Raw genomic sequence first — 25930 nt, forward strand, 5'->3', positions numbered from 1 at the left:
AGGATTTTCGATATTCTTGCAAAATTGCTTTGCCATATCAAACCAATCCTCTTTACTCTCGCGACGAAGATTTCTCTTGATTATAAAATAGCATCCGCTGTCCATTAGTACTGCTACATTGTCAATGGAATCATTGCCGGAATCCAGACGAATGAGCAATGGTTGATCCGTCAGCTTTTTACATAATTCAATCGTTTCCTGTAAAAATTCAATAGTACCCTTTTGACAATGCTGTTTTGTAAAACTCCTTATCGTCATCCATCTCATGTACAGCCTCAAAATAAGGCTTCCCCATGCATAGCATACCAAGGTAGGTAAGGAGAATGTCACCATTTTTAATCTGATGCTGGGAGCGGTTTTTTGTAACATCCATTCTGTTAAGTTTTTTGACAAAATCGCTCTTACCCAACAAGGCACCGACAACAGATAAACCACCTGCCGGAATAATTCTTTCATTGGTAAATTCAACAATTATATTTTGATTTCCTTTTAATGTCACTCTACGATTATTGCTCATGGTAAAACGCTCCTAAATTGCTTGATTTATAGGTCTATTTTAGCAGAAATTTCATTCACCCAAAAGGTAAATAATCGTTGAAATTTAAGGAAATGTAGTATTTATGAGCGTTTCAGAGGACGTTGAAAAATGAACTTCACGGATTCAGGTAAAAGAAAACAATGTCCCCAAGGAATTGTCTGCGAATACGGATTTCTTCAGAAAAACAATGTCTCTTGATGAAAACAGGGCCCTAGGAACCGCATACGTTATGCAGAAGATAGGAGCAGGAACAATCGTTGATGCAAAGAATAAAACGGATGGGGAGCATGCATACACCATAACACTGATTAGTGATTCGGGAGATGAATATTTCGTAACATTTTCGGAAGATGGATTTATCGAAATGGTAAAGGACAAGGATGATAAACTGATCTATTACGGAATTGATTAGAAATAATTGCGGATAAGACGGCATTTATCTGGGAGCTTAATATGTAAGCTCGATAGCAATGCAGCAGAAAATGGAAGGACAGGGTGACGATTTATGGAAGAAAAGCAACACAAGCGTCGTGTGCGTTACTCGGGGAAATATCCGAAGAAGTGCTTTTTCAGATGCTTTTGAGGCACGTAATTTCTTGCTTCGAAAGATGATTTGTGGTAATGTTTACTTGATAAGATTTTATGCAAATGAAGAGAGTAAGATAAAGAAATTAAGGAAATAATAGTACTTTGAAGGAAATGAAGTGACTATAGGAATATCAAAATCGAAAAGGAGGTTATACGATGGACAAAAAAGCGATGTATAAGTTAAGCTATGGTCTTTTTGTTCTTACTGCAAAAGAAGGGGAAAAAGACAATGGTTGTATCATTAATACAGCAATCCAGGCTGCTTCAACACCGAATCAGATGAGCATCTGCGTGAATAAGGCAAACTATACCCATGATATGATAATGAGAACGGGTGAGTTTACCGTATCCGTTATCAGCCAGAGAGCTTCCTTTGACTTGTTCAAGCATTTTGGCTTTCAGACAGGACGCGAAGTGAATAAGTTTTCGGACTTTACGGCATGTGACAGAGGACAAAATGGTATTTACTATATTACAGAAGGAACCAATGCCTATATTTCTGTGAAGGTTGCTAAGACAGAGGATCTTGGCTCCCATACCATGTTTATTGGAGAAATAACCGATATGGAAGTGCTGAGCGGGGATGCATCGGCAACCTATGAATACTATATGAATTATATTAAGCCAAAGCCACAGGAAGTTGGAAAGACAGAGGACGGACAGACTATCTGGAGATGTACTATCTGCGGATATGAGTATGTAGGGGAAGAATTGCCGGAAGATTTTATTTGCCCTCTTTGCAAGCACCCGGCATCTGATTTTGAAAAAGTGATTAAACAAACGGAGGATAAGGATATGTCAAACAAGTACGCAGGCACAAAAACAGAAAAGAATCTTTGGGAAGCATTTGCAGGAGAATCCCAGGCAAGAAACAAGTACACCTATTTTGCTTCTGTAGCGAAGAAGGCCGGCTATGAGCAGATTGCAGCATTATTCTTACAGACAGCTGAGAATGAGAAAGAGCATGCCAAGCTTTGGTTTAAGGCGCTAGGAGAGCTGGGGGATACAGCAGAAAATCTTTTACATGCAGCTGAGGGTGAGAATGCTGAGTGGACAGACATGTACGAGAGAATGGCTAAGGATGCAGAGGAAGAAGGATTCACTGAGTTAGCAGCACAGTTTAGAGGTGTTGGAGCAATTGAAAAACTTCATGAAGAGAGATACCGTGCATTGCTTAAGAATGTAGAAGCAATGGAGGTATTTAAAAAGAGTGGAGTAACTATGTGGGAATGCCGAAACTGTGGGCATGTAGTTGTAGGACTTGAGGCACCAGAGGTTTGCCCTGTATGTAATCATCCTCAGGCTTACTTTGAAGTACGCAAAGAAAATTATTAATACGCAAAAACCGGCTTGTGAATGTGAAAGAGCCGAAAAACGAATAGATTTGGAGGGGGAAACATGAATCGTTTAAAGGACAAGGTTGTTATTGTAACAGGATCTACAAGCGGAATCGGAATCGGTATTGCAAAGCTGTGTGCAAAGGAAGCAGCACAGGTGGTTGTTACCGGCCGTAATGCGGAGCGAGGACAGAAGGTTGTAGATGACATTGCTGCAGAGGGTGGTAATGCGTGGTTTCATGCATTTGACCTGACCGATAAAGAATCAATGCATGCATTGATCGCTGATGTTGCAGAGCAGTTCGGACGAATTGACGTTTTAATCAATAACGCTGCAGGAATGGGTATGAAGGATGGCCGTGTAGACGAGCTTAGCCTGGATGAGTTTAATGCAGTGGTAGCTACCGATTTGGGCGGAACCTTTAACATGATTAAGGAAGTGTTGCCGTTCCTCATGAAGAATGAAAAGGGTGGCAGTATTATTAATATTGGTTCCATGGCCAGTGCTGGCGGAGACCTTGGTACGATTGCTTATGCTTGTGCGAAGGCAGGTGTTGACAAGCTTACCGAGTATGTAGCATGTATGTATGGCCCTAGCGGAATCCGTTGTAATTGCGTTCGTCCCGGACTGATTGTTACTCCTCAGAACGAAGCGCGTATCCCGGATGCTTTGAAGGATATTTTCCTTTCCAATATTCTTGGCAAGCGTTACGGTAATCCGGATGATATCGGACACCTGTGTGTATATCTTGCAAGTGATGAGGCAGCATACATGAACGGACAGGTTCTGACCTGTGATGGCGGATTGAATTCACATACTCCTACGGTTGCTCAGTTCAGACAGATGGCAAGCCGAACATGGTAATTGAAAAAACAGTTTAAAAAAGGTGCCCCTGACCGGAATGAGATTTTCGGTCAGGGATTTTTTTTAAGTGCTTCACTACTTTGAATGTGAACTTTTAATTTAAGTGCTTCGCAGCTTAAAATGCAAATCGTTAATTTTCAGGGAGATAAGCATCTTATCTCCCTGTTTGTTTGCGCGCCATGGGCGCGCTCTAACGGGTGAAAGTCCCGAACACGCATAGGCAACGAGGAAGTGTATAGCTGTATATCAATAAAGAAAAGAATAGGATGTTAGATATGGCTGCTTTAAGTATTACCAAAAACTTTGTTGTTTCTGGTCAAAGACAGGTAGAGAGATTTGCTGATGCTATAGAGAACTCCTATCAGGAGTCTCTACATAGCAAAAAAAGTCCGACTTAAGAATAACTCATTTACATGGATCAGAAGAAGTGAAAAAGTTTATGGCAAGAAGGAAGAAAGACGAAGAGGCAAAGTGATAAGTGACTTGTATTAATAGGGTATGTAGTGTATTATAATGTTAATTGGGGTATGCATTTGCGGATGCGTACTTAGGAGTGTCGGAGTAATTAGGCTCTCTTGTGTTATGGAATAATGTGGTTGCAATTTGCTTGCAAAATTCATATGATTTGACATTTGATGACAGGATTACTCTTGTTGGTGGAGATAGCGGTACAGGTAAAACAGTACTTTATGAAATGCTGGAAGATATAAGATTGACAGACGAATACAAAGCAATCAAGCTATTTAACTACAAATCAGATGATTTTTTAGAAGCAATCAAACAGTGTAGAGATAGTTTTATTGTGATAGATAATGCAGATTGTCTGATTAATGATGATGTCAGGAGATTCATTAATTTTGGGTTGTCAAATCAGTATATGCTTTTTCTACGAAATTGTGACGGACTCAATGTATCTGATAAGAGCTTTAAGGTGCTGAAGTTTGATAATAACAGGATAACACTGGAAGAGGAGTTGTGATATGAGATATTTATGGACAGAGGATATCGGTGCAGGACTTCACTTCTGGAAATTAGTTAATCAGCTTTTTTTGACAATGAACTTGTAGTTGAGAGTAAATGGAGCAATCAGGGTTTACTGGATGCATTAATAGACTTGGAGACTGAAGATGGAGATGAATACTTAGTTGCGTTTGATTATGTGGTTGATAATCAGGACATGCTGTCAAATGTAAAGTTGGGCAAATATATAATAGGTGATTTGTTTGAAGGATAGAGACAGCAAAGCTTCCTTATAAAGCAGATGAATTGCCAAAGCAACCATGTGGGGAATATGTTATTCCTTGTTTAACATCAAGCTTTAGAAATCAGGGATTAAATTATTATGTTCCCAGAGAAGGGGCAACCTGTTTATTCCGAACATCAGAAACTCTTTTGAAACCGACTGGATTTAGTGCCCATTCTTTATCTTCAGCTTTGAGTTTTTTGATGGACTGGGTGACAATAAATGCACGCTTTCCCATATGGTTATAATTTCTGATTTTATTGCTGTTGTGTCATACTCATGGTATAATAATAACATATAATGATTGGAGGTATTAAAAATGAATAAGGACAAATTGGCAAATTCTAACTTAGCAATGTTTGCAAAAGTTATGGTTAAATTGCTGATACCAGTAATAATCCTGGGGTTTGTTGCATTAATAACAGCAATTTACATGTTCTCTACATTAAACAGTAATCAGGAATCCAGTAGACATGTATCGGGACCTGGTCTTGATACGGTTATTGCCCTGGATGAACTTGGATTAGATCTACAATTAACAATGAATATAGTTTTAACCTTTACTACAGATCCAAATAACGATGATTTGTACGCATCTTCGGTTGATGATTTAGATATGTATAAAGATAAAGAAGATAAGTGGCTAGGAATGCTCTATGATAATAAAGACGATTTCTCTGCAGATGAACAAAAAGCTATCATTGCCTTATAATCCTCTTTTTCTACTGTTCAGTCTCGTTCTTTGGAACTTATTGAAATGGCAAAATCCGGAGATAAAGGTGTTCAAGCACTTTGTAATCGCGAATTTGCCACATGGTCTAGTGAGATTGCCGACAGTATCGATGCTTTAGTAGCAGCAAATGACGAAAATATAGCAGAAGCTGTAGCAAAACAGGAATCTTCTTTTAAGGTTGCAAAAACGGTTTGTATTATTCTTGTTATTATTTTAGTCGCATCAATAATTGCTACTATTCTGGTTGTTTATAATACAGTAGTAACTCCTTTGCAAAAACAGTCGAAGGAATTAGAGGATATTATCGAGAATATAAATGAAGGACATGGAGATCTTACAAGAAGAGTTAATGTTAGATGTAAAGATGAAATTGGAAAAGCAGCAATGGGTATCAATGAGTTTATCTCAACATTGCAGCGAATAATGAGTAATATCATTTCTTACTCTTCTACTCTGGATGAAGTAGTCGGAAATGTAGTTAACCTTGTGGCAGAATCAGATGATAGTGCTAGAGATGTTTCTGCAATAATGGAAGAATTAGCAGCCACAATGGAAGAAGTTGCAGCAACTACAAACAACGTTAGTCAGAATACATCAAATGTCAATGACCGTATTGAGGCTTTTAATTCAAGGGCTAAAGAAACTACCGCCTATGCAAAAGATATGAAGACGAATGCTGATGAGGTTAAAGCAAAAGCCGTAGAAAATAGAAAAAAGACAACCGTTATTATTGACGAAATAAATACAAAATTAAATCTTGCACTTGAAAATTCAAAAAGTGTAGAAGAAATAGAAAAACTTACCGCTGATATACTTAGCATTTCAAGTCAGACTAACCTTCTTGCCTTAAACGCATCAATCGAAGCTGCTAGAGCTGGAGAAGCGGGAAAAGGATTTGCTGTTGTTGCTGATGAAATCAGACAGTTAGCGGATTCATCAAGAGAAACTGCTAATAATATTCAGGCAATCAATGCACGTGTAATCGATTCTGTTCAGGAGTTATCTTCATCTTCTGAACAAATGATAAAATATGTAAATGAAACCGTATTATCTGATTACAATGCCTTTGTAGATATGGGTAATCAATATAGCGAAGATGCTTCTCATATTGATGTGAATATGAAAGAATATGCTAGTGATATTTCTGAAATTGAAGAAGAAATCAAACAGATGACAGATGCTGTTCAAGGAATCTCTGATGCAGTTGATGAAAGTGCAAAGGGTGTTACTCAGGCTGCTGAAAGTATTGAATCACTTGTTCAATATATTTCACAGGTGACAAGTGAAATGGAAGACAATAAAGCTATTGCAGAGACGCTTAAAAGCGAAGCTGACAATTTCGAAAAAGTATAATAGTACACAATCTAGAACTTATCTGACGGGGGTGAAAAGAAACCATAGAATCAACATAAAAACTGATTCGCTGGTTTCTTTTATTTTTCTAAAAATAGTACTTGAGTCTTGCCAGCGAGCGAAAAAGCAAATATAATAATTTTAGACTGATAAAAAGCCAACAGTACAACGAAATAGAATATCATACTACAAAGGAGACAGTCCATGAAGAAAAAAATACTAATGATAGTAGCAGGTATGTTATTATGTAGCAATTTATTTGGATGTGAAACCGGTTTGTCAGAGCCAGATGATTATGTTACAAATGAAGGATATAAATCTGTTCAGGAAGGTGGGGAAGTTTTACAAGGAGACCCATCAAAAGCAATTCCAGTTGAAGAAATAAAAGTAGGCGTATTATACATTTCTGACCCAGTGGAAGGAAGTGGATATTCGTATACACATGATTTAGGAATTCAGGGAATGCAAAGTAATCTGGGGCTTTCAGATGCTCAAATTGAGCGGAAGATAGTTGATGATTCGGATAAAGAGGCTACGAAAAAGGCGATAGAAGAGTTTGTGGCAGATGGTTGTAATGTTATTTTTGCAACGAGTTGGGGCTACATGGAAACGACTGCAGAGATGGCTGAGAAGTATCCGGATATTTATTTTTCTCATGGAACTGGCTATATGTCCAATGGAAAGAATTTTAACAATTATTTCGGCCGAATATATCAAGCCAGATATTTAAGTGGAATAGTTGCAGGTATGAACACTAAGACAAATAAAATAGGCTATGTGGCAGCCCAGGATAGCTCCAATTCAGAGGTTACAGGAGGAATTGATGCTTTTGCAATTGGTGTGGAAGCTGTAAATCCCGATGCAAAGATTTATGTGGTAGTAACAAACAGCTGGTATGATCCTCAAAAGGAAGAGGCTGGAGCAAAGAAATTGCTAGATATGGGATGCGATGTTATGGCACAGCATTGTGATACACCTTTCCCAATGACATTGGCTCAGGAATATGGGGTTTATGGAATTGGTTACAATTCTGATATGAAAAAAGAAGTTCCGAAAGCATGTTTATGTAGTGTAATTTGGAATTGGAGTGCATATTATACATCAGCAGTTGATTCTATTATTAGTGGAACTTGGAATGGCAAAAATTATTATGGAGGCATGAATGAAGGCCTCGTGGAAATCACGGAATTAGCTTCATTTTGCAAGGATGGAACGCAGGATAAAGTATCAGAGGCAACAGAGTTGATTCTGAGCGGAACCTATAATGTTTTTGATGGAGAATTAAAAACAAATACAGGAGAAATAATTGGCAAAGAAGGACAAACTCTTGACGATGCAACAATTACAGGTGGAATAAATTGGTATTATCATAATGTAGTTGTAGTTGAGTGACAAAGGAGGAAGACAGAATGAGATTAACAATTAGAAAGAAATTATTATTATGTTCAATATTGCCAATTAGTGTTTTGGGAATAATTATTGTATTCATGTCCCTCACTTTTTTGCGTAATTCAATTATTAATCAAGTTGAGAATTCTCTTAGAGGTACAGCAGCAGCTACATTGGCGGCATATGACCAGAATTCAGGCACTTATCTTGTAGCAGAAAATGGAGATGTATGGAAGGGTGGATACAACATTTCAAATTCTGAAAAATTGCTTGATACAATAAAAGAAAAGTCTGGAATGGATGTCACTTTTTTCTATGGTAATAAAAGAATAATGACTTCGATAAAGGAGCAAAGCGGAGAAAGAATTTTGGGAAGTCCTGCGGGAGGCAAAATTGAGGAGATGGTTTTGCAAAATGGTAAGGAGTACTTCAGCAAGAATGTATCTGTTGACGGAGTAATGTATTTTGGCTACTATGTACCAGTTTTTCAAGGGGATGACAGTAATGAACCAGTTGGAATGGTTTTTGCCGGAATAAATAAAAATGAAACACTATATAGTGTTTTGCGTATTGTTTTCTATATGACAGTTATTGTATTAGTAATAGCCATTATTGGTATAGTTGGAGCGGGATTAATTTCAAACACAATATCAAGAGTATTAAAATCCGAAATTACGAGTTTAGAGTATCTTGCAATGGGAAATTTGAATGTTCAAATTGATAAAAAAAATCTTCAGAGAAAAGATGAAATTGGAGATTTGTCTAGAGCAATAGATACACTGAAGACAGACTTGAGAAGCGTAATAGGTGGAATTAGTGAGAGTACGAATTTGTTAATAAGTTCATCTGATTCTTTGGAACAGACATCACATCAGACTTTTGAGAATATGGATTATGTTATGCAATCTGTAGATACGATTACGACAAGCGCAATTTCACAGGCTAAGGATACAAAGAGTGCCTCAGACAATATTACTCATATGGGTAATCTAATAATAGAGACTGGAAGTGAAGCGGATTTATTAAACAAAAATGCAGATAAGATGCTTATAGTAAGTGATAAGACTACTTTTGCAATTGATGAACTTAAGAAAATTAGTGAGGAGGTTGGAAGTTCTGTTAATATTATTGCAGAGTTGACGGAGCAGACTAATGAGTCAGCAAAGACTATTCGTGAAGCTGCTGAATTTATTTCTGGAATTGCAGATGAGACCAATTTACTTTCTCTTAATGCAAGTATTGAGGCTGCAAGAGCTGGAGAGGCCGGAAAAGGATTTGCTGTAGTAGCAGATGAGATTCAAAAGCTTGCAGTACAGTCAAATGAAGCCAGTAGCAGAATTGATAAGATTGTGAAGACACTTATTGTTGACGCAGAACATGTGGTAGATTCAATGGAACAGATGAAATCTGTGATTGGAAAGCAGAATGAATATATAAAAAGTACTGAGGAATCTGTAAGTCAGGTAATGGAAGAAATAAATGAATCTATTGAAAAGATTAGAAACATTGAGAAAAGAACGCAGGATCTGGAAACTGCAAGAAAAGAAATGATGGGAATGATAGCGGGCCTGTCAGATATTGCTGATAGTAATGTGGTAAATACACATGAAACCAGCAAAGTAATCAACGATGTTTCTGATAGATTTAAAAAAGTGGAGGAGTCCGCAGTTAATCTTAGAGTAACAGCAGATATTCTTGAGCAGAATATGAAGAATTTTAAGATGTAGTTACAAAGTAGTCAGAGTATCGAAAGAGATTTTCGTACTTGATAAGGTCTATATTGTGAAATATAGATGAATTAAGGTGGTAATACTAAGCTATTAGCTATCGTCCTTAAAATATTTTTAAGGAGGGTAGCTTTTTTGTACATAGAATTGAGATAAAACACAGAAATGGAGGCATTTATTATGAATTATGTTGTTGAGAGTTATGAAAATTACAAAGAAGAAAATCGTTTGACTACAAATAATGCAAGAACCTTTGTATGTGTGATCCAGTATTTATCGGATATACGGCCGGAATTGGGTTAATGAGTTTCACGGATTAAGGTAAAATATAACGGAGGATTAATATATGGAAGAGACACAAGTGGTTACATATAGTAAAAATGAGTTGCTTGATATTTTTGCTACTGAAGAAGATAAAAAGGGAACAGACCTGTTGAAGATGTCGAATTATTTCGATATCTTTGTCTCTAAGATAGATACAAGAATTGATTCAAAAGAATTGATAAAGTATTGGCTGCTGGAAAGCCTGTTGCAAAGGAACTTGCTGTGACTTATTTTATATATGGTATATTGACTTCCTAACGGATACTAGGTATAATATCCCTAACTGATATTAGGTATATGAAGATTGGAGAAAACGAAATGGAAAGGATAAAAACAAAGGACAGAATACTTTTAGCGGCACTTGATTTATTTTCACAAAAGGGATATGACCAGACATCCATTGATTTAATTGCAGAAACTGTGGGAATAAAAGGTCCATCCATATATGCGCATTATAAGGGCAAGGAAGACATTCTAGATTCTCTGATTACCATGATGGAACAAAAATATTATGAGAATTTCGGAAATAGCACTAATTTGGATAAGATACCGGAATCGCTGGATGAATTCAAGGAAGATTGTCTGAGACGAGTTGGATTCACAATGAAGGATCCTCAGATACAAAAGGTCAGAAGATTTTGTGCGAAGGAGCAGTATAGAAATGAAAAGATTGCGGCACTTACATCAAAGCACCAGCTGACCGGAAATCAGGAAATGTATGCACTGATGTTAGAAAAAATGATGGAAAAGAATCTGATTCGTAGGTTTGACGCCAATCTGCTTGCTCTAGAAATTGTTGCACCGGTAACAGTGATGATAGAGATTGCAGACCGGGAGCCTGACAGGACGGACGAAATGTGGACGCAGATAGGTGTGCACCTGTCACATTTTGTTGAAATCTATGGGATGAAGTAAGTTGAAAGATCAAGCCATAATTAACTAACAAACAGATGAATGACAGGAATTTTAAAACTATTAGGTGATTTTAAGTTCCAGAATTGGAAAAATCGGAATTGGCTTATATTTGGGACTTTGAAAAGTATTTGCAAAGAATAAAGAAGCAGTAGTTATTTATGGCTTTATACTCTTGCTTTGGATATTTCGCGTGGTTATGGCAATCGTTTGTCCATGCCCACCGGAATCAAATGTGTGGATGTCTTATGGGCAGCTTGGTGGCTCTGTTATTGTGATGTTTCTGCTACTTGTTCCGTTTATTCGCATTGCTGTGGCAATGTGGGAAAGTAAAAAAGGAGGCATTTGAACCAATTACAATTTGAAGTAATCTTACAGATTGGGGGAAAGAATATGGAAAAGAAAGATAAGGTTGGGCTTAAAACGACTGTGGCGTTAATGCTTCTCCTGTTATTCTTCTTTGTGCAGGGTGCAATTGTGGTGATCACAAAGATGGAAGGGGTACAGTCCGCCATTGTAAGAGGAACTGTGATTTGGAGTCTTGTAGTGATTACACTGGCATATTACATAATCAGGTATCGGGGAATATCCGTGCTGGGATTTCGCAAGGTGAAAAAAGGAACAGCAAAGAGAGTACTATATTATTCACCGCTATTGCTTATCGCTTTATCGCCTCTTGTAGCTGGCGTGGATTTGGAAGAAGGAGCAGCCTTTCTTTTCGCCAATTTGTTCTTGACACTTGGCATTGGTATGGCGGAAGAAATCTTTTTCAGGGGAATCATCTGCAATTTGTGGCTAAAGTATGGAGTAATCAAAGCCATGCTATTGTCATCTGTTCTTTTTGGAATGAGCCATATCCTGAACGTGGCAGGTGGGGCAGATCTTTTGGCAACGATTCTTCAGATATGCTTTGCTATTGTCTATGGGATGGCATTCACACTCATATTTATCGAGGGTAACAGTCTGATTCCTTGTGTTTTATTGCATGCACTGCATGATTTTTGTTCTTTTATCAGTGCGGAGGGGTCTATGCAGTCTGACATGCTTTTGGGTGCAGTTCAGTTTGTTATTTTACTGGCATATTTTCTATATATGCTTCATCAAAGAAGATGGGAAAGGAAAGATACATTATGAAGAAACGTATACGACAATATATAGGGATACTTTCAGCGGTGCTTGCTTATTATGCTGTTCATGAAGGAGCACATCTATAAGGAAGCATTTGCAGAACAATGAATTTCCGTAGAAAGGGAGAACAAAAGTATATGAAAAAAAGAATTGTGTTTGAACTGGAGCAGGTCTATTACTTTCTGATGCGATTTATGCGTCTGTAAAGCGAAAATGGTTGCCGAATGTTTTGTTTTTTATTTTTTATAGTAATGGTACAGTTTGTCCAAAGATATGGCTCAAATGATGAGGAGCCGGGTTATCGAAAGGAGAATATCAATGAATGAAAAAACATATACAACGCCGCTTGGCGTAATCCATTATTGGGTACATATGATTTCGGCGGATGATTTCACCTTGGTTTTTCTGCCCGGTCTGACGGCGGATCACAGGCTGTTTGAAAAACAGATTTCGTTTTTTGAAGGAAAATACAACGTTTTCGTGTGGGATGCTCCAGCGCATGCCGCTTCATGGCCCTTTACATTTGACTTTGACCTAATGGATAAGGCGAGGTGGTTGGATGGAATTTTGGAACAGGAAGGGATTACAAAGCCTGTCATCGTGGGACAGTCAATGGGAGGTTATGTGGGACAGGCATATTCGGAAGCTTATCCCGAAAAACTGAAGGGATTTGTTTCGATTGATTCTGCACCGCTTCAAAGACGGTATATGACGTCTATGGAAATCTGGATGTTGAAAAGAATGGAACCCATTTACCGCTATTACCCATGGAAATCTCTCTTAAAAGCGGGAACAGAGGGAGTTGCAGTAACGGAATACGGAAGAAAACTGATGCGTGAAATGATGTTAGTGTACGATGGTGACCAGAAAAGGTATGCGAAGGTGGCGGGGCATGGATATAGGATGCTTGCTGAAGCGGTAGAGAGAAATCTGGCATATGAGATCAAATGTCCGGCTTTGCTAATCTGTGGCGAACAGGATAAGGCAGGCTCGTGTGTCAGGTACAACAAGGCATGGCATAAGAGCACCGGCATTCCTTTGGAATGGATTAAAGATGCCGGACATAACTCTAATACTGACCAGCCGGAGCTTGTAAACAGCCTCATTACAAAGCTGGTTGAGGGGATGCGGTGACAAAAAAGTATTATGACAGGTGGGGGTTGGGAATAATGAACAATTTGATACCTGGCTTGCATATCATTTATCTGTATGTGCTGAAAAAACGATTATTGATATGAGTAACCATGTGGTGATTATTGGAAAAAAGAATTGAACTTCCCGTGAAATGAGGAATAGTAAAGGTGGTGAATTACTATGATAATTTTAACAGGGAAGAGGAGGTGTAAGCGTATGTGGAGTTACATAGCAGGGGGAGTTTTACTTGTCCTTGTAATTTATTTTATTGTTCAGGGAATACGGTGCAGTATGGCGGTAAAGGAGAGCAAAAGCCGTCTTGCCACCTACAATGCCCGGACGATAGCATTAAGTTATGGCGATATGACTTATGTTGATTCGGGCAAGGGCGAGGTAATTTTATCCGTTCACGGAATTTTCGGCGGCTATGACCAGGCCTATGATACCTGTAAGGATTTTTGCTCCGATTATCGAATTATCGCTCCCTCACGATTTGGATATTTGGGAAGCGATGTTTCCGGCGACGGAACACCTGCCAAACAGGCAGAGGCGTATGTGGAACTTCTGGACAAGCTTGGCATTGACAAGGTGTATCTGTTGGCGACGTCTGCCGGAGGCAGCATTGCAATCCGTTTCGCACTCGATTATCCGGAGCGCACGAGAGGCTTGATTTTATACTGCTCCGCCATGCCACTTGTGGAGAAACCGAAAAAATTTGCCGAATATGCGGGACCACCTGCGTTCCTGTGCAATAATTACGCCATGTTCCTGCTAAGTCCTATGTTTGAGCCAATCATGGGAATGGAACCGTCTACCATTTACAGTATGATGCCCGTAAATGACAGAAAAGATGGTGTTGTATTGGATGCCTCAATTACCAATCCTGATATGGCAAGGAACTTTGAGGACTACCCGATTGAGGATTTACAGATTCCTACGCTGATTTTCCATGCGAAGGACGATAAGCTGGCGAGTTACAATGATACGGAGAGGGCGCTGTCAAGATTCCCAGACTGTACATTCGTTTCCTTTGAAAATGGCGGACATTTGATGGAGGGACATGGAGAAGAAATTAAAAAAGCTGTTTGTGATTTTGTAATGAAGCACGATTAAACACACTTAACTTATTGGAAAGAAATTAACATGAAACAACAAAAATTTTTCGGTATTATCCTTGTCATCTGCGTTCTTGTGACCCTTATGCTACAAATATCAAAAATAAAAAGCTTGATGCATTTTATTAAGCAGATTCAATCATCCAATGCTGAATATGCGAAAGAACCTCATTTAGATATATTGCTAGTTTGCGTGGATAAGGAACATCAAGGAAAGGGGATAGCAATAGAATTGGTTGATTTTGCAAAGAAAATGTCTGACGATAATGGTGTTACCAGGTACAGCCTGGTTTATCAAAAAGAACCGAATTTATAGTTGTAGAGTAACTGATCAGAAGGTCTGCGCACATACTGCTCTGACCGTGAGAAAACATTGATTCAGCAGGCACAGATCCATTTGCATAACGAACTTGTTCGTATTGCAATTTTTGCATGGATTTGTGCTCGTAATGATGAAGTGAATAGTTTCAAGTGAATTATGCACACTATTATCTCAAAACAGAGCGTATATAGACATACCAAAACAAGGAGAAATCAAAAAGATGAAAATAATTGAATACTTTACATCAGAGAAAAAAGAACATTGGTTAGATGAAATAAAAAAATGTGATTGGGAAGCAGGGCAGTATTTACATCAGCTTCTTAGTGAAAACAGTCTGAAAAGAATGGTTGGTGAAACTGCTCTTGTACCAATGCTTGTGGATGGGGATAAGCTGATTGCTTTTTGCACATTTGCTCCTCTTGATGATATCCAGCCAACGGATATGTCACCATGGATTGGATTTGTTTATACATTCCCTGATTATAGAGGGCATCGTTATGTAGGAATGCTTTTAGATTATGCAGAGAGTATTGCAACAGTCATGAATAGGGAGTACATATATATTTCCACCGGTCATACAGGATTGTACGAAAAATATGGATATGAGTTTTATAAAATGGACAAGGATATCGAAGGTGAGAAATCACGTATATATCGTAAAGCCCTTGCAGTGGAGGGACCGGACAAAGATCGACGCTATGAAAGTGGTGCTAAATGGAAGGCTGAGATTGTAAAAGCGGCAAGAGAAAATGTTGATATGACAGCATATTGTGGATTCTCATGTAATCATTGCTTTCTGGGCGAATGGTGTGGAGGATGCCGTTCTGTATTTAGCTGCTGCTCATACGGAACGCTTTATGATAAGGGTAAATGTCCAAATATAGATTGTTGTGAAAAGAAGGGGCTTGATGGTTGCTATGAGTGTGAGGATTTAAAAGAGTGTACGAAGGGATTCTATCAACCAGACAATGACGGGGCAAGTGCCTGCAAGGCTCAGGCAATGTTTATTCACAAATATGGAAAAGAAAAATTCTTCTATGTTCATGATAAGCTGCATGAAGTTCATGATTTCAAAAAAACGCAGGAAATACTAGGAACAGATGCAGAGGAAGGATTAAAGATATTGGAAAGATATCTGTAAATTCTGCAACTTCCCATCAATTTCATAGCAGAAATAGCTGACATGGGAATTATCTTGGATGATGTCTAAAGTAAAGCTCAGATAGAGGAGGGGATTTATTCGTATTTAAGGGTGCAAAAGGGGGGCAAGCGTTGGAGTGTAGGTGGAGCGCACGTGAATGGTATCAAATTGGTGGTTATGATAAAGTGATACATTTAAAACACAATGTAAACCTAAACGTTGACAAGAAATGTTTTTATTCATATAATATGAATTAAGAAATGAGTATATACTATAGGCAAATATGTTATATGGGAGGTGTTCATATGGCTACAGTACCTACGCAGGTGAGAATTGATGAAAATTTAAAAAAGCAGGCTACAGAGCTTTTTTCACAGTTAGGAATGGATATGTCCAGTGCAATGAATATATTTCTTAGACAGTGTGTTATGAGAGGGGGGCTTCCATTTGATGTAGTGGTTCCACAATACAAACCAGAGGTTATTGAGGCTATGGAAGAAGCGAAAAGAATCAGCAAGGATCCTAATACTAAGAGATACAGTAGTTTTTCGGATGCCATGGAGGACCTTGATTGATGCAGTATGAATTGATACTTACTGGCAAATTTAAGAAAAGTTTGAAGTTAGCCAGGAAGAGAGGCCTTGATATATCTCTTCTGGAGGATATTGTCACTATGCTTCAGAACAATATTCCTTTGGAAGAAAAGTATAGAGACCATGAATTAAAAGGAAAATATCAAGGATTTAGAGAATGCCATATTCAGCCGGATTGGTTACTAATATATTTGAAAGAAGATGGTATTCTGACATTGACCTTGGTCGATACAGGAACACATGCAGATTTATTTAACATGTGATAACACAACACTGATAACAATTTGATAACATTAGCTCATACAGCACATGTGACTGGTGCAGCTGAAACCAAATGAAGTCAAATCGTAACAGGACACCCTAACAAAAATGTTTAAGACAAGGATTAAGTTAGGGAGTTTGAATAATTAAATACCCCATATAGAAGTTGTTGCATTTCTACATCATTGTTAAAGATAGATAACGGAATTCATTTTAACATATGGAGGAATAGGAACGATTATCATTGTAAATATAGACATATAATGATATAATATGTCTATATTAAAAACGGAGGTGATAATCATGTTTGCACAGCAGGAAGTAATTAGACCATCTGCAGATTTACGAAATCACTATAACGAAATATCCAGACAATGCCGTGAAGATAATGAGGCTGTTATCATTACGGTAAATGGAAGAGGAGACACAGTTTCCATTTCCTATGAGGAGTATAAGAGGATGAAGGCGAGAATTGAACTTTTGGAAATTCTTGCAGAAGCTGATGAGGATGTTAAGTACGGAAGAGTTGCACCTATGAAGAACACATTTGATGACTTAAGAAGTTTTCTTAAGGAGGGGAAAGCTTGAAGTACGAAGTTATACGAACAGATACGGCTGATTCCTTAATCCGAAAGATCATTCTCCATGTTGCAGAAAACTTTGGGGACGATGTGGCATTGGAAAAGTTGGATTATCTTGAAGAAGCCATTATGAATCTGGGTGATAATCCGTATATTGGTGTGAAGCCAAAATACAATGTTTTAAAAAGACAGGGGTATTTGGTTCTCATTTTGGAAAAGGATATTGTATTTTATAAGGTAGATGATAATAAGAAGCAGGTTATTGTCTATGCTGTAGTAGATCAGAGGCAAGATTATTTAAGTATTATCAGAGGCTTGTAGATTATCTTAATCCCAAACAAATTTGATTTTCTCCCCAAAAAGAATATATTTTGGGATTAAAAAGGGATGGGAGAATGAGCCGACTCATGACGTTACTTCTGTTATATAGGAGCGACTATGAAGTTGGATAATTTATCAGTATTGAGAAAGCAATAGCTGACACAAAAAATAGCTATTGATGGATAGCTGTTTTATCTAAGGAAGGATTGTATTTATGCAATATGCAAGAAAATTAAGAAATAAATAAAACTGGGAGGTATGTCAATATGCGTGATTCAATAGAAAATATATCACAACTTCAGAAAAAGTTGAATGACCTGCAACTGGAAAATCAGATATTAAAAAACATATTGGACAGGGCAGGATTGGCATACAATAAGGAACTATCGGCATTTAGACAAAATGATAGTAAAGAAGATTATGATCCAAAACAGGGCAAAAGAATCATTCATCCGCAGTCAATAACAGAAAATATGGCAAATAAGTTCTTTTATATGTTCTGGGGAAGGCAGGATGTTTATGCAAAGCGTAGTGTTAATAAAGAAACTGGAAAAGCAGCGTACTATCCACAGTGTAATAATTTCTGGACAAGTGTGTGTCATAAGAAGATAAAAGATGGCATCAATTGCAAGGACTGTAAGAATCGTTCTTATAAGAAAATAACAAAATACGATATATTAAATCATTTGCAGGGAAATGCTTATAATTCATCTGATGTGATAGGTGTTTATCCTCTTCTTAATAATGGAACGTGCAGGTTTATGGTATTTGATTTTGATAATCATGATAAAGGAGCAGAAGAAAAAGATTTTGCCAATGATGACGATACATGGATTGAAGAAGTTGAAGCAATGAGGAAAATCTGTGTGATGAATGGAATAGATCCGTTAGTGGAACGCTCAAGATCTGGAAGAGGAGCACATGTATGGATATTCTTTGATAAGCCGATAGCTGCTTCATTGGTAAGAAAGTTTGGATTTGCTTTGCTTGATAAAGGTGCGGAACAGGTTAATTTAAAATCATTTAAATATTATGACAGAATGCTGCCTGCGCAGGATTCATTACCGGATAAGGCGCTAAAAGAACTGACGAAATACGATAACGGAATACTTCATGCTGCAACTGCATTTGGAAAAACTGTTGTCAGTAGTGCAATAATTGCACAAAAGAAAGTCAATACATTGATTATATTGGAATCATCGGCTTTAATAGAGCAGTGGAAAGATGCATTGGAGAAATTTTTAAATATTGATGAGGAACTTCCATCATATGAAACTAAGACAGGAAGAGTACGGAAAAGAAAAAGTCTGATTGGAACATTGCAAGGAGTTCACGATTCAATGACTGGAATCATAGATATTGCAATGGCAGGTTCACTATGCAAAAAGGGAGAGTTTCATAAGCTATTGAATGAATATGGACTCGTGCTGATTGATGAATGCCATCATTCTGCTTCTGAAACAATAGCAAATGTTTTGAAAGAATTGAAAGCAAAGTATGTATACGGTGTGACAGCAACTCCTAAAAGAGCAGATGGACTAGAAAAAATCAATTACATGCTAATTGGTCCTATAAGGTATAGCTATACGGCTAAAGAAAAAGCTAAGGAGCAAGGAATACAGGCTTTGAGGTTTCAAAGGGAAATCTGGGAGAATGTTGGAGACAGAATTGTTGTGAGTGGGCAGATAGACAAGAAGATGATATATGCGGATTGGATCAGACAAAGCTTTTGCTAAAGGAAAAAATGAAGAGCATTTATTGGGGAACATCTCTACATAGGGAATTTCAAAATATTGGTTTGGAGGTGCTGGTATGATTACCATATTGAAAAATAAGAAAGATATACCAAGTGATAAGGATTACGTTGAGCTTAACGATGTTTTCTTTAACCAGAATACCGTTTCCAAGATAGATGATAGGGCAAATGCCATTGTCGAGAAAATAGATGCCTCCAAGCTGATTGGGAAATATAAGATGGAATCAAAGTTCAATGGCGTTACATTAGATATTGATTGTTTATCGACAGGCTGTAAAACCGTGTTGAATGTACTGTATTTTCCTGATAAGGTATTTTGCATGAAAGAATGTGGCGATAATGCCTTGGAAGTATTGTATGGACTAGAAACTGGAACGGTATATAGTGATTATGCAGTAATACCATTTGATATGAACAAAGTAAAAGTATTTGATGAAAACGGAACTAGAGTGATAGAGGATTACGAAGAGTTGAAGGAGTGGTGGAATAATGAAGAGTAAGCCAATTGTTATGGAACATTTTTCAACGGTTCATACATCGTATATACTTAATTTTGACTTCACAAATAATATTACAATTCTTACTGGTTTATCGGCAAGCGGAAAAACAGCTTCTTTTTCATTTATGAGGGAGTGTATGGCGGTGAATCCCAATATAGTATGTATCAATTACCAGGATTATCAGAGGGATATAAAGAAGCTTATTGCCGGTGAGATAGGCAAACTTATTGTGATTGATAATGCTGACATATTGTTAGATGATGATACAAGAAAGTATATTTCGCTGGATGATAAGAATCAGTATTTGATTATAGGAAGAAATCCAAATAATTTATTTACAACAAGTGATAATTTGTTTGAACTTGTGAGTGAGAAAAAGGGGGAGCAGACAGAATTTAGCCTGAGAAAATATTTGTGAGCTATATTAGTATTTTCCGCAACCTGGTATGTTTAACAGGAGTGTAGAAAGAAATTGATTTTGAAACTGTAAGTAATGTGGCAGTTAGTGAAATTCAGCAAGTAATTCAACAAATTATTTTATTCATGAGATGAAAATGAATAATGATTTATCAGATAAAAAGAGCGATGTAGTTTATATACACCGCTCTTTTTGATTAGCATGGTATTTTATTTTTCTAGCAGTTTGCGTGCATATGTAAGTATTCTGCCTTCTACATTGCTGTCCTGCTTGATCATTTTGATGAGTGAATAAAGCTCAGGGTCATTGGATGAAGAAACAATAATGTAATCAGGATCTATCTTATCAGATGTTCCGTAAAGAAAATCTATGTTGCAATTAAATGTCTGCGCAATGAAACCGACTGTAGGATAAGAGGGTTCACGTTGTCCATTTTCATAGCGGCCATATACCATTGGCGAGATATTAAGGCGACGTGCGGCCTCTGCTTTATTTATATTTAGAGTATTTCTGAGTTGGATTAATCTTTCAGGTTGAAATTTCATAGGTAAGCTCCTTCTTAAAAATCGATATTCAAGTGATTGAATGTAACCATAAAAGATTATAAATTATAATTTAGCTTTTTTCAATGTTTACCTTGACAATAACCATTGGATATGATATGGTTTCAAGCAGATGGCTGTCACAGGATTTTGTCAAAAAATTTGCAGAAAAATATGAAGAATGTTGCACAAAATCTACCAAAGGCTGTGTATGAGGATTGCGTGAAGGAAGAATTGGAGATTTTAAAGAAAGCCGGTGAGTTTGGAGGCAAACTTTGCAGTAAGGTGACAATGGAAATTATTAAAGATAAATTGAAGATAGGTTGACTTTTAATTTAATAACGTTTGTTAACAATGCCTATTGTAAATAAAAGCTATCATCATTACAATAGAGATTAGTAATGCTTCGAACAATATGAAAGGCATAAAACCAATATGAAAAGACACACAAACATAATAATCACAGCCGTGGCATCGCTGCTTATCGTCACACTTGCGGGCAGAGAATTCACTAAAAATCATAAGAAAGAGTCTGATGATAAATCGTCTACGAATGTATCAGAAAATACATGTGAAGATATACCTGACACAAGTATATCTGATACGTGTGTAGCTGATACGAATACACCTGACACGAGTACATCTGAAGCAGATATTCTGGATACGACCTATGAGAATAATAAAGAGCAATTTTATATATCCGAAATTCCGGATGATATTTTTGAAAAAATGCAGGGCAAATCCTACAAGGCAGATTGTACACTCCCCAGAGAAAATCTGCGATATATACATGTACTGCACGTAGGCTTTGACAATCAGGTACATGAAGGTGAGCTGGTTGCAAATAAAGATATCGCAGATGATGTACTTGAAATATTTAAGGAGCTCTATGAGTCCGGATATCAAATAGAAAAAGTCAGACTTGTTGATGAATACGATGCAGATGATGAGGCATCTATGAGCGATAATAATTCATCGGCCTTCAATTTCAGATTTATCTCCCACACTACAAAGATATCGAAGCATGGAATGGGAATGGCGGTGGATATCAACACTCTATACAATCCTTATGTCAAAACAGTCGATGGGGAGCTTTCGATTGAGCCTGCAAATGCCACATATTATGTTGACCGGAGCAGGGATTTTTCGCACAAGATTGACCATGATGATTTATGCTATAAACTGTTTACGGAGCATGGCTTTGAGTGGGGAGGCGATTGGACGCATTCCAAGGATTATCAGCATTTTGAAAAATAGTGCTGATAATTTCTACGGAAGCAGGTGACCTGCCGCCAGGTACAGCTCATACCATTCCTCGCGAGTCAGAGTAATATCGCATGCCGCGATAATTTCCTTCAGGCGGCTTTCACTTGCAGTTCCGGTAACAATCTGCATATTTGCCGGATGGCGTAAAATCCATGCAGCCGCAATAGTAGTATCGCTGACATTATATTTTTCGGCTATCACATGAAGTTTTTTATTCAGTTCCGGGTATTCGTCGCTTCCGAGAAAACAGCCTTTCCATGCCGGCATCTGAAAAGGAGACCATGCCTGGAGAGTGATATTGTGGAGGCGGCAGTAGTCGAGCAGACTTCCGTCGTGATCAATTGAACCGGGTGTTTCCATATTGACTTCCATGCCATTTGCAACGAGATTGGAAACAGGAATGCTGAACTGAACCTGATTGACAACGAGTGGTTGGCGGACATATTTCTGTAGCAGTTCAATCTGCATCGGCTTATGATTTGAAACGCCAAAATGGCGAACCTTTCCGCTTTCAAAAAGAACATCAAATGCTGTGGCAACCTCTTCCGGTTCTACGAGTGCATCCGGACGATGAAGCAGCAGAAGATCAAGATAATCTGTATGAAGCCTTTTTAAAATACCATCGACAGATTTCAGAATATGCTCATTTGAGAGATCATAGAAGCCTTGGCGGATGCCACATTTTGACTGCAGGTAAATATCTTCACGCTTTAGGGATGGATCGTCTGCAATTGCTTCGCCGAAAACACTCTCGCTCATACCGCCACCGTAGATATCCGCGTGATCAAAGAAATATGCGCCCTGTTCCAGCGCAGCATGAATAAAATGATTCATCTCATCCTTTGATTTTTCAGAAAGGCGCATGCATCCAACTGCAACTGAAGGAACCTTTCGTATGTGATTGCCTAAAATTGTTTCTCTCATAGTAAAAATCTCCTTTGTAATTATTTTCTAATTCCAATAATTAGTGCGGCGTAGCCCCAATCCCATATGAGCTTTGCAAAGCTGTTTTCAAGATATTCGCGTATGTCATCGTCATCATATCCTGTCATGCGTGAGATGATGACAATATGCTCTCTGATGGTTTCATATGTCAACGGACTATTGGCATTGTGACTGTACCACAAGAAAAGACTTTGACGTATAGCCGTGTATTCAATCATAATCCATTGCATTTTGATAATCATGTGTTCAATAATTTTTTTAGTGGATGCTGCTTCAGGCGATATCAGGTCGGAAAACAGCTCGTTTGCCAGATAATTGCGAAAAACAATGTCATAATCTGTGAGTATTGAGCCAAATTTTTTCTGCGATGTTTGCAAGGTGCGGCTCATGGAGTTATTGTCTGACTGTGAATAAATATTGGAGTATCTACAAGCCTCGGTCAGTACAGGCTGAAGAAAGGCTGTATACAAACCCTCTTTACGATAATTTACTGATAAATCCTGAAGCAGCTCATTGCATTCGATAAATGTATCTTCGGCCGGGATATGGATATCTTCCATGGCGGTATTCAGTTCATTAAGCGTATGTCCGGAAAAATATTCCTGTATATGTGCATTGGTGACAGGCTGGTTTTTATATAATTCCAATAAAATGTAAAGCCCATCAAGCAAAGCCAGCTCCACTGAAAGCCCTTGGTCAGATATCAGTTTAATCAGATTATCACGGATTAAAAATGCCGGAGATAAATTATTCCGGGTCTCGGATATTACAGGAAATGTGACAGGTTTTTCGCACCACAGGTCGATAACTGCCGGACAGCACGGCATGAGTGTTCGTTCCTCATGTCTTGAAAACCGGTGGATTTCTCTGGGAAACAGTGCACATGTCTCTGAAAGCACTTCATCTGAGTATGTCATTACAAGATGACATAGCTTATCCTTTGAAAGAAACGGACACCGATGTTTTTCGTCCAGTTTAATAACCAGACTGCCATCCTTATTGCATGTGTAAGAGCTTAGAGTGTCACTTTTTCCAGACACTTTATCAGCAGAAAAATGGGATGTAGATAAAGTATCCGGAGGAGAAAGCTTCTTCCATTTGCGGTTTGTAGCGTCATCTACTGCAATTTTCCACTCCTGACAGCATGTGATACTGCATTTGTCAGCAATACATTTGAAATTGTTGTAATAGTCCGGTTGATAGTTTTTCATAGTTCTCCTTTGCCGTCTTATAGATTTGCGAACAATGCATATTGTAATTGTAAATGAAATCAATCACTATTACAATAGATAGAAAAAATAAGAGGCAAGAGGTAAAGAGATTATCATCAAATAAGTTGCATAATTGCTTTTAAAACTATATAATAGGTTTATTATTACAATTTATATTAGAATGATGAAGAGGAATACAGGTGCAGGTTTCGGATAAACTAATAAAACCATTAACAGAGGCAAAATATTTGAATGCGGATAATGTCAGCAGATATCGCTGTATTATGCGCATTTTTTTTGAAAATTATGAAAAGCTCAGGTATTGGCTGTATCAGGAGGATGTATATGAGCAGATGATTGCGGATCCATTCTGGGCAGATTACAAGATAGAACAGTGTCAGCAGGATCTTGCTATGCTGACTGAGTGGAAGAATCTCAATACCATTCAGGATACAAAAAAGGTTTCATCAATAGAAGAGTTTAAAAACAAGAAATACAGATATCAGATGTCAGAGTATAGTGTAGAGATAGAAAGGCTTGTACTTCGACTGGAAAATCTTCTTGTCGAGGGCGCATCATTAGAGCCTACACTGCTTGAGCGTATTAGAAGAAATGTTGAAAAAATCCCTGATATAGCTGTGCATGATAAGGATGAGGTTCATACATGGTGGGATGATCTGAACAATGATTTTGTGAGACTGAACCAGAATTATCAGGATTATATCAGAGATTTAAACAGTGTAAAGTCTGAGGAAATGATGCATACAAAAGAGTTTCTTGTATTTAAAGACCGGCTGATAGAGTATCTTAGAAGCTTTATTAAGGGTTTACAGAGAAATGTTGGGGTTATTGAGGAATGTCTGAGGCAGCAGGAGGAGAATAGGCTTAATCAGATATTTGACAAGGTAGTGGAGTATGAGCTGTCAATTCCGCGTATGGATACGGTTCTGACAAGGCAGATGATAGAGCAGAATGTTGTTGGAAGATACCAGAGTATGTATGACTGGTTTGTCGGAAGTGAAGGGCAGGAAAATGAGGCAGGAAAGCTTTTTGATGTAACGAATGACATTATACGGCGAATTACTCGCTATGCTGCTGCATTAAGTGAGAAAAATGCGCTTGGTGCAAATAGAAAAGAAGAATATAAGAAGGTAGCAGAGCTTTTTATGAGATGTGAGGATTTATCGCAGGCTCATAAAATGTCGGCCATGGTCTTCGGAATGGAAAAACCTTTTCATGTTTCAGCGGATAGTATAAGAGAAACGGATAGCATAAATAAAGGCGTTTATGAAGAAAAGCCGTTTTGTATAGATTTGAAGCCCAGAGTCAGAACCTACCGGGAGAAAACCAAAAGAAGTTCTATCGTGGAAGCCAGGGAGAAGAAGCTTGAAACCAGAAGAAAAATTATTGAGCGTCAGAAAGAGGAAATGCGCAAAATAAATGAGCTGGAGAAGGATGGCATGATTGATTTTGCAGAGCTGCCTGTTTTAGAGCCGGGAATAAGGGAGATATTGTTGAAATGGATTTCCGATGCATTGGAATCCGCAGACTTTTCAGCCAGAACCGATGATGGAAGAACGTACAAGCTTTATAAAAGTGACTCGGAAACATGTGTTGTTCACTGCGAGGATGGCAATTTTACCATGCCAAGGATGAGGCTTGTATTTGATGAAAATGTCTGAGTCAG

The 25930-nt window shown here is 37.9% G+C and carries 28 protein-coding genes and 2 pseudogenes; 26 read left to right on the forward strand and 4 right to left on the reverse strand.

The window, feature by feature from the left end:
• Window positions 1–517, reverse strand: a pseudogene (locus tag ACTQ1L_RS07105) (IS1380 family transposase); the annotation flags it as partial.
• Between the two features lie 250 nt (window positions 518–767).
• On the opposite strand from ACTQ1L_RS07105, the gene ACTQ1L_RS07110 reads away from it, so the two are divergent.
• The 23 genes and pseudogenes from ACTQ1L_RS07110 (at window position 768) to ACTQ1L_RS07220 (ending at window position 20279) form a co-directional block, all read left to right on the forward strand.
• Complete coding sequence (locus ACTQ1L_RS07110) at window positions 768–950, forward strand: hypothetical protein (protein WP_441366246.1); 183 nt, start codon at window positions 768–770, stop codon at window positions 948–950.
• Window positions 951–1282: 332 nt separating this feature from the next.
• Window positions 1283–1903, forward strand: a pseudogene (locus ACTQ1L_RS07115) (flavin reductase); the annotation flags it as partial.
• An 18-nt stretch (window positions 1904–1921) separates the two neighbouring features.
• The gene (rbr, locus tag ACTQ1L_RS07120) at window positions 1922–2461 is read left to right on the forward strand and encodes a rubrerythrin (protein WP_441366407.1); all 540 of its coding nucleotides are present in this window, start codon (window positions 1922–1924) and stop codon (window positions 2459–2461) included.
• A gap of 63 nt (window positions 2462–2524) precedes the next feature.
• Window positions 2525–3328: an SDR family NAD(P)-dependent oxidoreductase gene (locus ACTQ1L_RS07125; RefSeq protein WP_441366247.1), complete on the forward strand. Its 804-nt coding sequence runs from the start codon at window positions 2525–2527 to the stop codon at window positions 3326–3328.
• A 607-nt stretch (window positions 3329–3935) separates the two neighbouring features.
• Window positions 3936–4307, forward strand: coding sequence for an ATPase (locus ACTQ1L_RS07130; RefSeq protein WP_441366249.1), 372 nt, complete (start codon window positions 3936–3938; stop codon window positions 4305–4307).
• Window positions 4308–4890: 583 nt separating this feature from the next.
• Entirely contained in the window at window positions 4891–5283 is a 393-nt protein-coding gene (locus tag ACTQ1L_RS07135) for a hypothetical protein (RefSeq protein ID WP_441366251.1), read from the forward strand.
• Window positions 5284–5328: 45 nt separating this feature from the next.
• Window positions 5329–6657, forward strand: a complete 1329-nt coding sequence (locus ACTQ1L_RS07140) for a methyl-accepting chemotaxis protein (protein WP_441366253.1) — start codon at window positions 5329–5331, stop codon at window positions 6655–6657.
• 204 nt (window positions 6658–6861) lie between these two features.
• On the forward strand, window positions 6862–8049 hold the full coding sequence (locus tag ACTQ1L_RS07145) for a BMP family ABC transporter substrate-binding protein (protein ID WP_441366255.1): 1188 nt from the start codon (window positions 6862–6864) through the stop codon (window positions 8047–8049).
• A gap of 17 nt (window positions 8050–8066) precedes the next feature.
• Window positions 8067–9773 carry a methyl-accepting chemotaxis protein gene (locus ACTQ1L_RS07150; protein ID WP_441366257.1) on the forward strand — a complete coding sequence of 569 codons (1707 nt, stop codon included), beginning with the start codon at window positions 8067–8069 and terminating at the stop codon, window positions 9771–9773.
• A 346-nt stretch (window positions 9774–10119) separates the two neighbouring features.
• Window positions 10120–10323 (forward strand): hypothetical protein, encoded by a 204-nt coding sequence (locus tag ACTQ1L_RS07155; protein WP_441366259.1) that lies wholly within the window; start codon window positions 10120–10122, stop codon window positions 10321–10323.
• A 92-nt stretch (window positions 10324–10415) separates the two neighbouring features.
• A complete protein-coding gene (locus ACTQ1L_RS07160; protein ID WP_279206810.1) occupies window positions 10416–11012 on the forward strand; it encodes a TetR/AcrR family transcriptional regulator in 597 nt (198 codons plus the stop codon).
• A gap of 390 nt (window positions 11013–11402) precedes the next feature.
• A complete protein-coding gene (locus ACTQ1L_RS07165; protein ID WP_441366260.1) occupies window positions 11403–12143 on the forward strand; it encodes a CPBP family intramembrane glutamic endopeptidase in 741 nt (246 codons plus the stop codon).
• A 312-nt stretch (window positions 12144–12455) separates the two neighbouring features.
• Entirely contained in the window at window positions 12456–13271 is an 816-nt protein-coding gene (locus tag ACTQ1L_RS07170) for an alpha/beta fold hydrolase (protein ID WP_441366262.1), read from the forward strand.
• Window positions 13272–13487: 216 nt separating this feature from the next.
• The gene (locus tag ACTQ1L_RS07175; RefSeq protein ID WP_441366263.1) at window positions 13488–14384 is read left to right on the forward strand and encodes an alpha/beta fold hydrolase; all 897 of its coding nucleotides are present in this window, start codon (window positions 13488–13490) and stop codon (window positions 14382–14384) included.
• Between the two features lie 30 nt (window positions 14385–14414).
• Window positions 14415–14702: a GNAT family N-acetyltransferase gene (locus tag ACTQ1L_RS07180; RefSeq protein ID WP_441366265.1), complete on the forward strand. Its 288-nt coding sequence runs from the start codon at window positions 14415–14417 to the stop codon at window positions 14700–14702.
• Window positions 14703–14928: 226 nt separating this feature from the next.
• On the forward strand, window positions 14929–15849 hold the full coding sequence (locus tag ACTQ1L_RS07185; RefSeq protein WP_441366266.1) for a GNAT family N-acetyltransferase: 921 nt from the start codon (window positions 14929–14931) through the stop codon (window positions 15847–15849).
• A 305-nt stretch (window positions 15850–16154) separates the two neighbouring features.
• Window positions 16155–16424 (forward strand): type II toxin-antitoxin system RelB/DinJ family antitoxin, encoded by a 270-nt coding sequence (locus ACTQ1L_RS07190; RefSeq protein WP_178071012.1) that lies wholly within the window; start codon window positions 16155–16157, stop codon window positions 16422–16424.
• Window positions 16424–16705, forward strand: coding sequence for a type II toxin-antitoxin system YafQ family toxin (locus ACTQ1L_RS07195; protein WP_154496864.1), 282 nt, complete (start codon window positions 16424–16426; stop codon window positions 16703–16705). The genes ACTQ1L_RS07190 and ACTQ1L_RS07195 overlap by 1 nt, the downstream gene beginning before the upstream one ends.
• Window positions 16706–17006: 301 nt before the next feature.
• Window positions 17007–17291, forward strand: coding sequence for a type II toxin-antitoxin system Phd/YefM family antitoxin (locus ACTQ1L_RS07200; RefSeq protein ID WP_279207554.1), 285 nt, complete (start codon window positions 17007–17009; stop codon window positions 17289–17291).
• Complete coding sequence (locus tag ACTQ1L_RS07205) at window positions 17288–17605, forward strand: type II toxin-antitoxin system RelE/ParE family toxin (RefSeq protein ID WP_279207555.1); 318 nt, start codon at window positions 17288–17290, stop codon at window positions 17603–17605. Before ACTQ1L_RS07200 ends, ACTQ1L_RS07205 begins: the two co-directional genes overlap by 4 nt.
• Window positions 17606–17871: 266 nt before the next feature.
• Complete coding sequence (locus ACTQ1L_RS07210) at window positions 17872–19341, forward strand: TOTE conflict system archaeo-eukaryotic primase domain-containing protein (RefSeq protein WP_441366269.1); 1470 nt, start codon at window positions 17872–17874, stop codon at window positions 19339–19341.
• 76 nt (window positions 19342–19417) lie between these two features.
• Window positions 19418–19861 carry a DUF4869 domain-containing protein gene (locus ACTQ1L_RS07215; protein WP_279207558.1) on the forward strand — a complete coding sequence of 148 codons (444 nt, stop codon included), beginning with the start codon at window positions 19418–19420 and terminating at the stop codon, window positions 19859–19861.
• Entirely contained in the window at window positions 19851–20279 is a 429-nt protein-coding gene (locus ACTQ1L_RS07220) for an ABC transporter ATP-binding protein (RefSeq protein ID WP_441366270.1), read from the forward strand. The genes ACTQ1L_RS07215 and ACTQ1L_RS07220 overlap by 11 nt, the downstream gene beginning before the upstream one ends.
• 209 nt (window positions 20280–20488) lie before the next feature.
• On the opposite strand, the gene ACTQ1L_RS07225 is transcribed toward ACTQ1L_RS07220, so the two are convergent.
• Entirely contained in the window at window positions 20489–20824 is a 336-nt protein-coding gene (locus ACTQ1L_RS07225) for a helix-turn-helix domain-containing protein (RefSeq protein ID WP_441366271.1), read from the reverse strand.
• 171 nt (window positions 20825–20995) lie between these two features.
• Here ACTQ1L_RS07225 and ACTQ1L_RS07230 point away from each other — a divergent pair, with 171 nt between their 5' ends.
• Window positions 20996–21148 carry a hypothetical protein gene (locus tag ACTQ1L_RS07230; protein WP_441366273.1) on the forward strand — a complete coding sequence of 51 codons (153 nt, stop codon included), beginning with the start codon at window positions 20996–20998 and terminating at the stop codon, window positions 21146–21148.
• A 108-nt stretch (window positions 21149–21256) separates the two neighbouring features.
• Window positions 21257–22078 (forward strand): M15 family metallopeptidase, encoded by an 822-nt coding sequence (locus ACTQ1L_RS07235; RefSeq protein WP_441366274.1) that lies wholly within the window; start codon window positions 21257–21259, stop codon window positions 22076–22078.
• Window positions 22079–22090: 12 nt separating this feature from the next.
• On the opposite strand, the gene ACTQ1L_RS07240 is transcribed toward ACTQ1L_RS07235, so the two are convergent.
• Both ACTQ1L_RS07240 and fliB read right to left on the reverse strand, forming a co-directional pair.
• The gene (locus ACTQ1L_RS07240) at window positions 22091–23011 is read right to left on the reverse strand and encodes an aldo/keto reductase (protein ID WP_441366275.1); all 921 of its coding nucleotides are present in this window, start codon (window positions 23009–23011) and stop codon (window positions 22091–22093) included.
• A 20-nt stretch (window positions 23012–23031) separates the two neighbouring features.
• Window positions 23032–24243 carry a flagellin lysine-N-methylase gene (fliB, locus tag ACTQ1L_RS07245; RefSeq protein ID WP_441366277.1) on the reverse strand — a complete coding sequence of 404 codons (1212 nt, stop codon included), beginning with the start codon at window positions 24241–24243 and terminating at the stop codon, window positions 23032–23034.
• Window positions 24244–24443: 200 nt separating this feature from the next.
• Here fliB and ACTQ1L_RS07250 point away from each other — a divergent pair, with 200 nt between their 5' ends.
• The gene (locus ACTQ1L_RS07250) at window positions 24444–25925 is read left to right on the forward strand and encodes a TIGR02677 family protein (RefSeq protein WP_441366279.1); all 1482 of its coding nucleotides are present in this window, start codon (window positions 24444–24446) and stop codon (window positions 25923–25925) included.
• The last annotated feature ends 5 nt before the right edge of the window (window positions 25926–25930 follow it).

The organism is Agathobacter sp. LCP21S3_B2 (assembly GCF_052118705.1).
In the GTDB taxonomy this organism is placed as follows: domain Bacteria; phylum Bacillota; class Clostridia; order Lachnospirales; family Lachnospiraceae; genus Roseburia.

Coding starts and splice junctions, on each gene's coding strand:
- ACTQ1L_RS07110 (WP_441366246.1), top strand. CDS start 768: ATGCAGAAGATAGGAGCAGGAACAATCGTTGATGCAAAGAATAAAACG.
- rbr (WP_441366407.1), top strand. CDS start 1,922: ATGTCAAACAAGTACGCAGGCACAAAAACAGAAAAGAATCTTTGGGAA.
- ACTQ1L_RS07125 (WP_441366247.1), top strand. CDS start 2,525: ATGAATCGTTTAAAGGACAAGGTTGTTATTGTAACAGGATCTACAAGC.
- ACTQ1L_RS07135 (WP_441366251.1), top strand. CDS start 4,891: ATGAATAAGGACAAATTGGCAAATTCTAACTTAGCAATGTTTGCAAAA.
- ACTQ1L_RS07140 (WP_441366253.1), top strand. CDS start 5,329: ATGGCAAAATCCGGAGATAAAGGTGTTCAAGCACTTTGTAATCGCGAA.
- ACTQ1L_RS07145 (WP_441366255.1), top strand. CDS start 6,862: ATGAAGAAAAAAATACTAATGATAGTAGCAGGTATGTTATTATGTAGC.
- ACTQ1L_RS07150 (WP_441366257.1), top strand. CDS start 8,067: ATGAGATTAACAATTAGAAAGAAATTATTATTATGTTCAATATTGCCA.
- ACTQ1L_RS07155 (WP_441366259.1), top strand. CDS start 10,120: ATGGAAGAGACACAAGTGGTTACATATAGTAAAAATGAGTTGCTTGAT.
- ACTQ1L_RS07160 (WP_279206810.1), top strand. CDS start 10,416: ATGGAAAGGATAAAAACAAAGGACAGAATACTTTTAGCGGCACTTGAT.
- ACTQ1L_RS07165 (WP_441366260.1), top strand. CDS start 11,403: ATGGAAAAGAAAGATAAGGTTGGGCTTAAAACGACTGTGGCGTTAATG.
- ACTQ1L_RS07170 (WP_441366262.1), top strand. CDS start 12,456: ATGAATGAAAAAACATATACAACGCCGCTTGGCGTAATCCATTATTGG.
- ACTQ1L_RS07175 (WP_441366263.1), top strand. CDS start 13,488: ATGTGGAGTTACATAGCAGGGGGAGTTTTACTTGTCCTTGTAATTTAT.
- ACTQ1L_RS07180 (WP_441366265.1), top strand. CDS start 14,415: ATGAAACAACAAAAATTTTTCGGTATTATCCTTGTCATCTGCGTTCTT.
- ACTQ1L_RS07185 (WP_441366266.1), top strand. CDS start 14,929: ATGAAAATAATTGAATACTTTACATCAGAGAAAAAAGAACATTGGTTA.
- ACTQ1L_RS07190 (WP_178071012.1), top strand. CDS start 16,155: ATGGCTACAGTACCTACGCAGGTGAGAATTGATGAAAATTTAAAAAAG.
- ACTQ1L_RS07195 (WP_154496864.1), top strand. CDS start 16,424: ATGCAGTATGAATTGATACTTACTGGCAAATTTAAGAAAAGTTTGAAG.
- ACTQ1L_RS07200 (WP_279207554.1), top strand. CDS start 17,007: ATGTTTGCACAGCAGGAAGTAATTAGACCATCTGCAGATTTACGAAAT.
- ACTQ1L_RS07210 (WP_441366269.1), top strand. CDS start 17,872: ATGCGTGATTCAATAGAAAATATATCACAACTTCAGAAAAAGTTGAAT.
- ACTQ1L_RS07215 (WP_279207558.1), top strand. CDS start 19,418: ATGATTACCATATTGAAAAATAAGAAAGATATACCAAGTGATAAGGAT.
- ACTQ1L_RS07220 (WP_441366270.1), top strand. CDS start 19,851: ATGAAGAGTAAGCCAATTGTTATGGAACATTTTTCAACGGTTCATACA.
- ACTQ1L_RS07225 (WP_441366271.1), bottom strand. CDS start 20,824: ATGAAATTTCAACCTGAAAGATTAATCCAACTCAGAAATACTCTAAAT.
- ACTQ1L_RS07230 (WP_441366273.1), top strand. CDS start 20,996: ATGAAGAATGTTGCACAAAATCTACCAAAGGCTGTGTATGAGGATTGC.
- ACTQ1L_RS07235 (WP_441366274.1), top strand. CDS start 21,257: ATGAAAAGACACACAAACATAATAATCACAGCCGTGGCATCGCTGCTT.
- ACTQ1L_RS07240 (WP_441366275.1), bottom strand. CDS start 23,011: ATGAGAGAAACAATTTTAGGCAATCACATACGAAAGGTTCCTTCAGTT.
- fliB (WP_441366277.1), bottom strand. CDS start 24,243: ATGAAAAACTATCAACCGGACTATTACAACAATTTCAAATGTATTGCT.